We start from the raw sequence: 13,081 nt of genomic DNA on the forward strand, positions 1-13,081 counted from the left end.
ATGTATCCTTGGCAAGCATTTGCTCTCCAACCTAAGTTTTCTCATAAAATCGCCTTGCGCACTGCACAGGGCGATATTTTTAATTGGGCGCAAGTAGCCGAGAAAGTGAATCAAACCGTTTCCTTTTTACAAAATAAAGGTGTAAATCCAGAAAGTGCGGTTGCTTTTGTTGGAAAAAATACAGAAAACATTTTATTTTTATATCTTGCTACAATCCAACTTGGTGCAAAAATTTTAGGTATTAATCCAGCTTTTCCTCAAGAAAAAATTACAGAATTATGTGAGATTCATCAAATTGATTTTTGTTTTTATGATGAAGATTTGAGGGATTTTCCAAAAGCTGATGTTGTAATCCAAAAAGCTGATTTCTTTCGCCCAGCTACAATGACGCTCACGTCTGGCTCGACAGGTGTGCCAAAAGCGGTAGTGCATAATGTTCAAGCGCATTTAGATAATGCGAAGGGCGTATGTGAATTGATGAAGTTTGATAGCGAACATTCTTGGCTACTTTCCTTGCCGTTATATCATGTTTCAGGACAAGGTATTGTTTGGCGTTGGTTGAGTTGTGGTGCTGAATTGCATTTTCCGAAAACGGATTTTTACGCTTCATTATTGGAGGCAACTCACGTTTCTCTTGTGCCAACGCAATTACAGCGTTTATTAGATTATTTACAGAAAAATCCGAGCATTTCATTTGCTACACGCCATATTTTACTGGGCGGTGCGCATATTCCGATAGAACTTACACAAAAAATGGTGAAATATGGTATTAAAACTTATTCTGGTTATGGAATGACGGAAATGGCGTCTACGGTTTTTGCCAAACAATCTGATAAAAAACAAGGCGTAGGGCAACCTTTATTAGGTCGAGAATATCGTTTGGTGAACGATGAAGTTTGGCTAAAAGGTGCGGGTTTGGCGATGGGGTATTGGAAAGATCGACAAATTTTTCCATTAACGAATAGTGACGGCTGGCTTCAGACAAAAGATAAAGGTATTTTGCAAGAGGGCGAACTGGTAATTATCGGACGACTTGATAATATGTTTATTTCAGGCGGTGAAAATATTCAGCCAGAAGAAATAGAGCAAGCGATTTTGAAAAATTCTATGGTGAAACAAGTTTTTGTTTTACCCAAAGCCGATCATGAATTTGGCTATCGCCCAGTTGCGATTGTTGCTTTGAATGAACCCTTTAATCAAAGTGCGGTCGAAAAACTCATTAAATTTTTACAAGATAAATTGGCTCGCTTTAAACAGCCAATAGCTTATTATGAATTGCCAGTAGATTTATCTGCTGGAGCAATAAAAATATCACGTAAAGTGCTTGCCGATTGGTTAGCCAAACAAATAAACGAACAATAAAAAATACAGGTAACTTATGAAAACATCACGTTTTTTCACCGCACTTTTAGCTACAGCTTTAATTGGTTGGGCGACGGTGCATCCAACACTGGCTGCAAACAAAAGCAAAATATTATTACCTACGGAGCAAGAACTCACTGCAGATTTAGCTGATGTGCAAAAAATGGCTGATGGTGATGTAAAAACAGCACTTATTAATGAATTGCAAACCTCTTTAGATTTATTGCAACTCATTCAAACTCAACAAAAAAATAATGAAGATTTACATGATGTTTTAGCCCATGCTGATAGTGAAATTAAGAAAAATAATGCAGATTTATTGGCGTTTAAGAAGCAGTTAGAACAATCTAAATCTGTCGATTATCAAGCACAAAATTTAGCAGATTTACAGGCTACATTAAGTAAATTTAATGTTCAACAGCAGGAAACCCAAACTGCATTAAGTAAAGCGAATACTCAATTAGCGGGGCAAAGTTCTGTATCTGAGCGTGCACAAACCAGTCTTACTGAGAATTTGAAACGCACACAAGAAATTAATCAACAATTAGCCGATAGCAATCTTACAAAAACTTTACGTCAAAAAAATCAAATAGAATTACAGTTGATTGATTTAAAAAACGCTTACAACCAAGATTTATTGAAAAATAGCGATCAGCTGACATTGCTCTATCAAAGCCGTTATGATTTGTTGAATGCTCGTTTGCAACTGCTACAACAACAAATTGTGGCGATCCAAGAAGTGATTAATCAGAAAAACTTGGCGCAAACTCAAAACCAAGTCGAACAAGCTCAGCAACAGCAACAAAATAGTGCGAAAAATGCTTATATTCAGAAAGAATTGGCACGTAATGCAGAGTTGAGTCAATATTTGTTACAACAAACGGAAAAGACGAACATCTTGACGCAAGATGATTTAAGAATGCGTAATGTGTTTGATAGCCTAACTCAAACTCAACATACCATCGAGGAGCAAATTAGCGCATTACAAGGTACGTTGGTGCTTTCTCGTATTATCCAGCAACAAAAACAAAAATTACCGACGAATTTAAATATTCAAGGTTTATCAAAACAAATTGCGGATTTGCGTGTTCAAATTTTCGATATTACTCAAAAACGTAATGAGCTTTATGATTTAGACGCGTATATTGCTAAAGTCGAATCAGATGAAGGTGAAAAATTTACTAACACCGAAAAAATACAATTAACTAATTTATTGACTGAGCGTCGTAAAATGAGTTCTGACTTAATTAAGTCATTGAATAATCAACTTAATTTAGCCATTTCTTTAGAACTCACACAACAGCAAATTACTCAGATAAGTGATCAAATTCAATTAAAACTAGATCAACAGAGTTTCTGGGTTAAAAGCAATAGCCCTATAAATTTGGATTGGTTTGCTGAATTGCCGAGGGCATTTATAGCGCAAGTCGATGGTATTGTGAAAAAAATTGGTTTACCCACAAATTACAGTAACTTGCCTTACTTACTGATGTACTGCTTGGGCTTGTTTGTCGTGGGTGGCGCTATTTTTAAATTCAAAGATCGCATCAAACAACGTCTGTCAAAAATTAATGGTGAAATTAACCGATTAAAATATGATAATCAGTGGAATACACCACAAGCTTTATTGCTTACTGCATTTTTAACGCTTTCTGGAACTTTATGGTTCTTAGCCATTTGTCAAATGCTTGGCTTTTTCTTGATGAAAAATCCAACTGAGTTTTGGGATTGGTCGTTTAGTATGGCGGGCTATTGGTGGTTCTTCACGTTTTGGCTTTCTTTATTTCGCCCGAATGGAATTTTTGTCCGTCACTTTGAATTTTCTCAACAAAGTGCGGTGCGTTTTCAAAGTGTAATTAAACGTATTGTTGTAGCGGTTGTTTTATTACTGAATACATCAGTATTTAGTAATGTGACTGATTATGGATTAGCAAATGATGTGATTGGACAGGTGAATACGATAGTTTCATTGTTGTTTTGCATTATTATCATCGCACCACGTTTCAAAAATGTGCTACGTTCTTACGAAGATGAGAAAAAAAGCCATAATCACATTATTGTCAAAATCGTTCAATTCGGTTTACAGATTATTCCTGTTGGCTTAGTCATATTAGTTGCGTTGGGATACTATTACACTGCGTTGAATTTAATACAGCATTTGATTAATTCTTATATTGCATGGTGTGTGTGGTGGTTAATTCGTCAAGTGATTTATCGTGGTATAACTGTATCTTCTCGTCGCTTGGCTCATCGTCGTTTAGAAGAAAAACTCCGTCAAAAACAAGCAGGCTTTAATGATGGTTCGACATCCGATGATGTTGTTGTTCTGAATGAAAAAGAAGAAGGTTTAGCGTTAAATGAAGTTCGTAGTCAATTATTACGTTTTGCTGATCTCTTTATTTGGACTGCGTTGATTGGAATTTTCTATTACGTTTGGTCAGATCTTGTCACGGTGGCAAGTTATTTGCGTGAAGTGACCTTATGGCAGCAAACAACAACTACTGAAGCAGGTACAGTGACAGAAAGCATTACTTTATTTAATCTTCTTGTTGCCTTAGTTATCGTAGGGATTACTTATGTATTGGTACGTAACATTTCGGGTATTTTAGAAGTATTGATTTTCTCTCGCGTGAATCTTTCACAAGGTACGCCCTATACCATTACGACGTTGCTCACTTATATTTTTATCGCTATTGGTGGCGCGTGGGCATTTGCAACCTTGGGTATGTCTTGGTCAAAATTACAATGGTTATTCGCCGCACTTTCTGTTGGCCTTGGTTTTGGTATGCAAGAGATTTTTGCTAACTTTGTTTCTGGTATTATTTTGTTATTTGAACGCCCAATTCGAGTAGGTGATACCGTTACAATTAATGGAGTGAGCGGGACTGTTGCGAAAATTCGTATTCGTGCAATTACGTTGATTGATTTTGATCGTAAAGAAGTGATTGTGCCAAATAAATCTTTTGTAACAGGGCAGGTAATTAACTGGGCACTTTCTAACACTATGACGCGTTTAGTGATCAATGTTGGTGTCGCTTATGGTTCTAATCTTGAATTAGTGAAGAAATTATTGCTACAAGCCGCAAATGAGCAGACAACAGTATTAAAGGATCCTGAACCAAGAGCCTATTTCTTGAATTTTGGTGCCAGCACCTTGGATCACGAATTGCGCGTTTATGTTGCTCAACTTGCTGAACGTACAAATACGATTGATGCACTTAATCGCCGTATTAATGAGCTCTTTGCAGAAAACAATATTGATATTGCATTTAACCAACTTGATGTTTTTATCAAAAATAATGATACTGGCGAAGAAATGCCTTTTATTGAAGTAAAAAATAAGTGAGAAATTATGGCGGGTAACACAATCGGACAACTTTTTCGTGTGACAACTTTTGGGGAGTCACATGGTATTGCATTAGGCTGTATCGTTGATGGGGTACCGCCAAATCTTGAATTATCAGAGAACGATATTCAGCCAGATTTAGATCGTCGTAAACCCGGGACATCTCGATATACCACGCCGCGTCGTGAAAACGATGAAGTTCAAATTTTATCTGGTGTGTTTGAAGGAAAAACCACAGGCACAAGTATTGGAATGATCATTAAAAATGGTGATCAGCGTTCGCAAGATTATGGTGACATTAAAGATCGTTTTCGCCCAGGACATGCTGATTTTACCTATCAGCAAAAGTATGGCATCCGTGATTACCGTGGCGGTGGGCGTTCGTCAGCGCGTGAAACAGCGATGCGAGTTGCAGCGGGAGCGATTGCAAAAAAATATTTACGCGAACATTTTGGTATTGAAGTCCGCGGTTTTTTAAGCCAAATTGGTAGTGTAAAAATTGCTCCGCAGAAAGTGGGGCAAATTGATTGGGAAAAGGTAAACAGTAATCCATTCTTTTGTCCTGATGAAAGTGCGGTAGAAAAATTCGATGAATTGATCCGTGAACTTAAAAAAGAAGGGGATTCTATTGGCGCAAAACTTACCGTTATTGCAGAAAATGTTCCAGTCGGATTAGGTGAGCCAGTATTTGACCGTTTAGATGCGGCTCTTGCCCATGCATTAATGGGAATTAATGCAGTAAAAGGCGTCGAAATTGGAGATGGTTTTACAGTGGTTGAACAACGTGGCTCAGAACATCGTGATGAAATGACCCCCGATGGCTTTGAAAGCAATCATGCGGGCGGTATTTTAGGTGGAATTAGTTCTGGTCAACCGATAATTGCCACTATTGCGCTAAAACCGACTTCAAGTATTACGATTCCTGGTCGTTCAATCAATCTTAATGGAGAACCCGTAGAGGTTGTCACAAAAGGTCGACACGATCCTTGTGTGGGTATTCGTGCTGTGCCAATCGCAGAAGCCATGATGGCGATTGTCTTATTAGATCATCTATTACGTTTTAAGGCACAGTGTAAGTGATCTTAATGTAATATTTAAGACTAGGTTGCCATCTCCTAGATAAGCTTTGATGTTACCCCTTTGAGCAATGCATATTCCTCAAAGGGGAGTTATTTTTTTATCGTGGGTATATTTATCGACGATGAAACTATTGATGATAATATTAAAATGAATAAAATTTTATTAAAAATAACCATAATTTTTATCATACTTTTCTCTCTGAACGTTGTTGGGGCTCCTCTCGATTGGCAAAAAGTGAAACGTCCTATTCCAAGTGACGATGGTAAAGCAAAACCTATTGGTAGTTATATCAATGGGTGTATTATTGGGGCGCAAGCACTACCACCTAAAGGGGAAGGTTACCAAGTGATTCGTATGAATCGCAATCGCTATTATGGTCACCCAAATATGATTCAGTATCTTAAACGTTTGGGACAACGCGCTAAAGCTGCTGGGTTGCCAACGATGTTAGTAGGCGATATTGCCATGCCTGGTGGCGGACGATTTTTAACTGGTCATGCTAGCCATCAGATGGGATTAGATGCAGATATTTGGTTAAGAATGGGCGAAATGTCCGATGCCGATGCGCTGAATTCTGATGGTAAAGGTTTATTAGTTGTAGATAGAAAGGCGCAACGAGTGGATGAACGCGTATGGAATAGCAATCATGCGACGTTAATCAAGTTAGCCGCGCAAGATCCAAGTGTGACACGTATTTTTGTTAACCCCGCGATTAAGGTAAAATTATGCCAAACCGCTGGCAATGATCGCGGTTGGCTACACAAAGTTCGTCCTTGGTATGGCCACGACTCTCATTTTCATGTTCGTTTAACTTGCCCAGCAGATGCGCCTTATTGTGAAAATCAAGCACCTGTTCCTGCCAGTGATGGTTGTGGAGACGAATTATATTCTTGGTTTGAACCGCCAAAACCAGGCGCTTCAGTGAGCAAACCTAAAGTTACACCACCAGAGCCGTTTTTGTGCCAACAAATTTTGAACTCACCGAATCGGAGTGAATGGTTAGAATAGCATTAAGGTAAATCAATATGGATATCGGAATTGATCTTTTAGCAATATTGTTTTGTGTTGGTTTTGTCGCATCATTTATCGATGCAATTGCTGGTGGTGGTGGATTAATCACTATTCCAGCGTTGCTCATGACAGGTATGCCACCTGCAATGGCGTTAGGCACCAACAAATTGCAAGCTATGGGGGGCGCATTATCTGCAAGCCTTTATTTCTTGCGAAAAAGAGCGGTCAATTTACGCGATATTTGGTTTATTTTGATTTGGGTTTTCTTAGGTTCTGCCCTAGGTACATTATTAATTCAATCAATTGATGTGGCGATTTTCAAAAAAATTCTACCTTTTTTGATTTTAGCCATTGGTCTATATTTTTTATTTACCCCTAAATTAGGTGATGAAGATCGTAAACAGCGTTTAAGTTACATGTTATTTGGTCTTTTAGTTAGCCCATTTTTAGGTTTTTATGATGGCTTCTTTGGTCCAGGAACTGGCTCAATCATGAGTTTAGCCTGTGTTACTTTACTAGGATTTAATCTCCCGAAAGCGACAGCACATGCAAAAGTGATGAACTTTACGTCTAATCTTGCTTCTTTTGCGCTTTTCTTATTGGGCGGACAAATTCTTTGGAAAGTGGGTTTCGTGATGATGGCTGGGAGCATTTTAGGTGCAAATTTAGGCGCCAAAATGGTGATGACGAAAGGTAAAACCTTGATTCGACCGATGGTTGTTATCATGTCTTTTATGATGACTGCTAAAATGGTTTACGATCAGGGTTGGTTTCATTTTTAATTCGGAAAGCGCGCAAAAGTGCGGTTAAAATTAATTACATTTTATTATGTCGGATAATCAACAAAATTTACGTTTGACGGCGAGAGTGGGCTATGAAGCGCACTTTTCATGGTCGTATTTAAAGCCTCACTATTGGGGAATTTGGCTCGGTATTTTCTTTTTATTATTGTTAGCATTTGTGCCTTTTCGTCTGCGAGATAAATTGGCGGGGAAATTAGGTATTTGGATTGGACATAAAGCAAAGAAACAGCGTACGCGTGCACAAACTAACCTGCAATATTGTTTCCCTCATTGGACTGAACAACAACGTGAGCAAGTCATGGATAAAATGTTTGCGGTTGTTGCACAAGTTATGTTTGGTATTGGTGAGATTGCCATCCGTTCAAAGAAACATTTGCAAAAACGCAGCGAATTTATCGGTCTTGAACATATCGAACAGGCAAAAGCTGAAGGCAAGAATATTATTCTTATGGTGCCACATGGCTGGGCGATTGATGCCTCGGGCATTATTTTGCACACTCAAGGTATGCCAATGACTTCTATGTATAATCCACATCGTAATCCATTGGTGGATTGGCTTTGGACAATTACACGCCAACGTTTCGGCGGAAAAATGCATGCTCGCCAAAATGGTATTAAACCTTTTTTAAATCATGTTCGTAAAGGTGAAATGGGTTATTACTTACCTGATGAAGATTTTGGAGCCGAGCAAAGCGTATTTGTTGATTTCTTTGGAACTTATAAAGCGACATTGCCGGGATTAAATAAAATGGCAAAACTTTCTAAAGCCGTTGTTATTCCAATGTTTCCTCGTTATAACGCTGAGGCTGGCAAATATGAAATAGAAATTCATCCTGCAATGAATTTAAGTGATGAGCCTGAACAATCAGCCCGAGCAATGAATGAAGAAATAGAATCTTTTGTTACGCCAGCGCCAGAGCAATATGTTTGGATTTTGCAATTATTGCGTACAAGGAAGGATGGCGAAGATCTTTATGATTAAGAGTAGGTTTAAACTTCATATTCTCGAAAACGGATATTCAACAAGGTAAATAAAAATGGAAGAAAAAATTCGGCTGACGCAATACAGCCATGGTGCGGGTTGAGGTTGTAAAATTTCGCCTAAGGTGTTAGGGACAATTTTACATTCAGAACTGGAAAAATTTTATGATCCAAATTTGCTCGTCGGCAATGAAACAGCTGACGATGCAGCGGTGTATGATCTTGGTAATGGAACTGCAATTATCAGTACCACCGACTTTTTCATGCCGATTGTGGATGATCCTTTTGATTTTGGACGAATTGCCGCGACCAATGCCATTAGTGATATTTTTGCTATGGGCGGTAAGCCGATTATGGGAATCGCCATTTTAGGTTTTCCAACCAATGTATTGCCCGCAGAAGTTGCACAGAAAATTGTTGATGGTGGTCGCTTTGCTTGCCATCAAGCGGGTATTGCTTTGGCGGGGGGACATTCCATTGATTCGCCTGAACCTATTTTTGGTTTAGCCGTGACAGGCGTAATTGACACTGAAAAAGTGAAACGTAATGCGTCTGCAAAATCAGGTTGTAAGCTTTATATGACGAAACCGCTTGGTATTGGTATTTTGACGACGGCGGAGAAAAAAGGAAAACTAAAATCAGAACATCAAGGTTTAGCCACTGCCGCTATGTGCCAAATGAATTCTATTGGCAGCCAATTTTCCCAAGTGGAGGGCGTCACTGCAATGACGGATGTTACAGGATTTGGTTTACTCGGACATTTAATTGAAATCTGTGAAGGTTCAAATTTAAGTGCGGTAGTTTTTGCGGACAAAATTAAAACCTTGGACGGTGTTAAAGATTATATTGCTCAAGGTTGCGTACCAGGCGGAACGGGGCGTAATTTTGAAAGTTATGGACATAAAGTGGGTCTATTAAACGAAGAACAAAAAGCGATTTTGTGTGATCCTCAAACATCAGGCGGCTTATTAGTGGCAGTTGAGCCTAATAGTGTTCAAACGGTCATTGAAATAGCCAAAGATGCAGGCATTGATTTATATGAAGTGGGGGAATTAAAACCTAAATCAGAATCCGATGTTGTCGTTGAAATAGCTTAATAAAAAAGCGTGGAAATTTTGAAATCCACGCTTTTTTATTTTATAGAAGGATTATTTTTCGATAACTTCTAATCCGCCCATATATGGACGTAGTACTTCTGGCACGGTGATTGAACCATCCGCATTTTGATAGTTTTCAAGCACTGCCACTAAAGTACGACCAACCGCTAAGCCAGAACCATTTAAGGTGTGCACTAAGCGGGTTTTCTTATCACCTTTCGCTTTACAACGTGCTTGCATACGGCGAGCTTGGAAATCCCACATATTTGAGCAAGAAGAAATTTCGCGATAAGTATTTTGTGCAGGCACCCAAACTTCTAAGTCGTAAGTTTTACAAGAACCAAAGCCCATATCGCCTGTGCAAAGTAAAACTTTACGGTATGGTAAATTTAATAATTGCAATACTTTTTCCGCATGACCAGTTAATTCTTCGAGTGCTTCCATTGATTTATCTGGATCAACGATTTGTACCATTTCCACTTTATCAAATTGGTGCATACGAATTAAACCGCGAGTATCACGACCGTAAGAGCCTGCTTCAGAACGGAAACATGGCGTATGTGCGGTCATTTTTATTGGTAATTCTGCTTCATCAATAATCACGTCACGCACTAAATTAGTGACGGGCACTTCTGCAGTTGGAATTAATGCGTAAGGTTGTTCACCTTCTAAGGCTAAAGTATGGAATAAATCTTCACCGAATTTTGGTAATTGACCTGTTCCATAAAGCGTTGCGTGATTTACTAAATAAGGCACGTAGGTTTCCAAATAGCCGTGTTGTTCAGTATGAAGATCTAACATGAATTGCGCTAATGCACGGTGCATTTTAGCGATTTGACCTTTCATCACAGCGAAACGAGCACCAGCTAATTTAGCCCCTGCGGCAAAATCTAAGCCATTGGCGTCTTCGCCCAAAGTGACATGATCTTTCACTTCAAAATCAAATGTATGCGGAGTGCCCCAACGTAAGATTTCTTTATTTTCGGTGTCATCTTTGCCTAATGGCACTTCGTCTGCGGGGAGATTTGGAATACTTAATGCAATTTGATTGATTTCTGCAAGTACCGCATCTAATTGTGCTTTTGCTTCAGTCAATTGGTTGCCCATATTATCCACTTCAGCCAATAATGGTTCGATATTTTCACCGCGTGCTTTCGCAGCACCAATAGCTTTTGAACGAGTATTACGTTCAGCTTGTAAATTTTCGGTAGTGACTTGTAAGTTCTTGCGTTGTTCTTCTAATGAGGTGAGTTTTTCTGTATCAAGAATAAAGTTACGTTTTACTTTTAATTTTTCTGCGACTTCCGCTAAATTATTACGGAGCAAATTTGGATCGATCATAGAATTTCCTTACTTTTTTCGTTGAAATGAAAATAACTTTATTCTAGCGTGCTTTATTCAAATAAACCAGTTAAAAGCTGAGGGAAAAGCAAGATTCTGAAAATAAAGAAAAATACACCGCACTCAGACATTAAATAATGAATTGATTACAAAATGGAAATCGTTATTTGAACAAGTGAAAAATGCAGCGGACGCTAAAATTGACGTTTCTTGGGAAAACAAATTGAAAATGATGCAATCTGTTCAACCGTTAGATAATAATTTGGTGGCATTTCATTTTGTTCAACAGCCTAATCTTGTAATGGCAGAGAAACCTTATGTTATTTCAACGGGGATTGGTGCTGGCTTTGGAATTATTCTTAGTTTGTTAGCTATGTTGGTTTTAGGTGCAGGAAGAAATAAAAAAGCAAAAGAGTAAAGGATCATTTGAGAGAAATAAATTTTTGTGATCGTTGTCAAATTTTTAAGATCGTCTTCTGTTTATTTGGGGCGAATGTAGTAAACTGAAACCAGTTAAAACCACTATAGGAGCAATGCTATGTTTCCCGAATACCGAGAATTAATCACCAAACTTAAAAGTAATGATGCTTATTTCGATCGTCTTTTTGAAAAGCATAACGAATTAGATCATGAAATTAAGAATATGCAGGAAAATATTCAGCTCGCCACTCATATGGAAATTGAGGCTTTGAAAAAAGAAAAATTACGGATTAAAGATGAGCTTTATGAATACCTCAAGAAAAAATCACAAGAATAGTAGAAAGCCGACAAATGTCGGCTTTTTTGTTGCACTGTTTTAGGTTACACAACAGGTTTTTGTCGATAAAACAATAGGCCCGGTAAAGCCAATCCAAATACTATTGCGCCTAGGATAAAACTGGTATTAATAAAGGAACTAATCATTTGTTCAAATAAAGCATCGGAAAAGCCGAAATGATGGATTTGTACCATTGAAATCATTGCTTTATAGGCATGAACACCGGGGATCATCGGGATAATTGCGGCAACGGTGAAGGCTTTGGGATGGGCTAAATAACGATGGGAAAGATGTACCCCTAAAAATCCAATCACGCAAGTTGCAAAGAAGGTGGCAAATACAATAGGCATATCAATATGCAGTAATAATGTGCGTGTAACATGCCCAAGTGCGGCTAAAATTGCGCAATATTTTAAGGCCTTGGGCGGTACATTAAATACTAGAGCAAAGCCCACGGCTGGAATGGCGGCAAATAACATATCATCAAGTAATTTGAAGATAAATATTGTGATGTCTAATAACATTTTAATGCCCCCAAGTTGTAATATGTAATACGCTTAATGCGAATACAATGCCAAGACATGCGCCAAAAGTGAGAATAGTCGCAATCGTCCAACGGCCTAATCCCATATTGACGTAACCTTTTAATATATCCGCCAAAGAATTAATCAGAGGAAACCCCGGCACAAGTAATAACACACTAGATGCTAAAGCAATTTGAGGATCGTTACCTAAGTTATATTTTAAGCTCACGCCAGAAATCAGCGAGGCGACAAAAGAGGTGATGGAAAAGACGATAAGGGGATTATAGTGCCGTTTAGAAAATTCTTGTCGCACAAACATGGCAATGGCTGCCGCCACAAAGGTGATGCCACAAATCACCCAGTCTCCACCAGATAAATGGGCGAACGCCGCACAAGATAAGCCTATCATGAATACAACTAACCATCGGTTATATTTAAGCGGTTTTAATTGATCCAGTTTTCTTTGTGCGATTTCTAAGTCATACAAATGATGTTCAACAGCAATCACAATGCGCTGAACATCAGTGACCATTTGCATATTAATGCCTTTATCCGTATTTTTTCTTGCGGTGGTAATGCAATGATTATCGGATAAGGTCGTCAGCACCACCGCATTTGCCGTAAGCGCACATTCTACACTTTCTACGCCAAGTGCTATGCCTAAACGCTGTGCCATTTGCACCACCACGGTACTTTCTGCCCCATGTTGTAACAAGAGCAGTGCCGTTTGTACGCACACGCGAGTCACCGCCCGTTGATATTCGTGCTCCATATCTTTC

At 38.7% G+C, this 13,081-nt stretch carries 12 protein-coding genes; 9 read left to right on the forward strand and 3 right to left on the reverse strand.

Annotated features, from left to right (window positions below; translation table 11 throughout):
* The 7 genes from menE to selD all read left to right on the forward strand — a co-directional run bounded on the left by menE (position 1) and on the right by selD (position 9,680).
* Positions 1-1,362 carry an o-succinylbenzoate--CoA ligase gene (gene menE, locus DV417_RS04355; RefSeq protein WP_118879068.1) on the forward strand — a complete coding sequence of 454 codons (1,362 nt, stop codon included), beginning with the start codon at positions 1-3 and terminating at the stop codon, positions 1,360-1,362.
* Positions 1,363-1,378: 16 nt separating this feature from the next.
* Complete coding sequence (mscK, locus tag DV417_RS04360; protein ID WP_118878769.1) at positions 1,379-4,708, forward strand: mechanosensitive channel MscK; 3,330 nt, start codon at positions 1,379-1,381, stop codon at positions 4,706-4,708.
* Positions 4,709-4,714: 6 nt separating this feature from the next.
* Entirely contained in the window at positions 4,715-5,788 is a 1,074-nt protein-coding gene (aroC, locus tag DV417_RS04365; RefSeq protein WP_118878771.1) for a chorismate synthase, read from the forward strand.
* A gap of 147 nt (positions 5,789-5,935) precedes the next feature.
* Positions 5,936-6,796 carry a penicillin-insensitive murein endopeptidase gene (gene mepA, locus DV417_RS04370; protein WP_118879069.1) on the forward strand — a complete coding sequence of 287 codons (861 nt, stop codon included), beginning with the start codon at positions 5,936-5,938 and terminating at the stop codon, positions 6,794-6,796.
* Between the two features lie 17 nt (positions 6,797-6,813).
* Entirely contained in the window at positions 6,814-7,581 is a 768-nt protein-coding gene (locus DV417_RS04375; RefSeq protein WP_005635409.1) for a TSUP family transporter, read from the forward strand.
* 46 nt (positions 7,582-7,627) lie between these two features.
* On the forward strand, positions 7,628-8,584 hold the full coding sequence (gene lpxM / locus DV417_RS04380) for a lauroyl-Kdo(2)-lipid IV(A) myristoyltransferase (RefSeq protein WP_118878773.1): 957 nt from the start codon (positions 7,628-7,630) through the stop codon (positions 8,582-8,584).
* A gap of 55 nt (positions 8,585-8,639) precedes the next feature.
* Entirely contained in the window at positions 8,640-9,680 is a 1,041-nt protein-coding gene (gene selD, locus DV417_RS04385) for a selenide, water dikinase SelD (RefSeq protein WP_118878775.1), read from the forward strand.
* 51 nt (positions 9,681-9,731) lie between these two features.
* Here the strand turns inward: selD and serS are convergent, their stop codons facing one another.
* The gene (gene serS / locus DV417_RS04390; protein WP_118878777.1) at positions 9,732-11,021 is read right to left on the reverse strand and encodes a serine--tRNA ligase; all 1,290 of its coding nucleotides are present in this window, start codon (positions 11,019-11,021) and stop codon (positions 9,732-9,734) included.
* A gap of 229 nt (positions 11,022-11,250) precedes the next feature.
* Here serS and DV417_RS09530 point away from each other — a divergent pair, with 229 nt between their 5' ends.
* Together DV417_RS09530 and DV417_RS04400 are read left to right on the forward strand one after the other, a co-directional pair.
* On the forward strand, positions 11,251-11,439 hold the full coding sequence (locus tag DV417_RS09530; protein WP_239990473.1) for a hypothetical protein: 189 nt from the start codon (positions 11,251-11,253) through the stop codon (positions 11,437-11,439).
* 120 nt (positions 11,440-11,559) lie between these two features.
* Positions 11,560-11,778 carry an HP1242/YdcH family protein gene (locus DV417_RS04400; RefSeq protein WP_005628252.1) on the forward strand — a complete coding sequence of 73 codons (219 nt, stop codon included), beginning with the start codon at positions 11,560-11,562 and terminating at the stop codon, positions 11,776-11,778.
* A gap of 44 nt (positions 11,779-11,822) precedes the next feature.
* Here the strand turns inward: DV417_RS04400 and DV417_RS04405 are convergent, their stop codons facing one another.
* Positions 11,823-12,302 carry a threonine/serine exporter family protein gene (locus DV417_RS04405; RefSeq protein WP_118878779.1) on the reverse strand — a complete coding sequence of 160 codons (480 nt, stop codon included), beginning with the start codon at positions 12,300-12,302 and terminating at the stop codon, positions 11,823-11,825.
* Between the two features lies 1 nt (position 12,303).
* A complete protein-coding gene (locus tag DV417_RS04410; RefSeq protein WP_005634905.1) occupies positions 12,304-13,074 on the reverse strand; it encodes a threonine/serine exporter family protein in 771 nt (256 codons plus the stop codon).
* Positions 13,075-13,081 lie beyond the last annotated feature (7 nt).

Source organism: Haemophilus haemolyticus, assembly GCF_003490935.1.
GTDB classification, from domain to species: domain Bacteria; phylum Pseudomonadota; class Gammaproteobacteria; order Enterobacterales; family Pasteurellaceae; genus Haemophilus; species Haemophilus haemolyticus_M.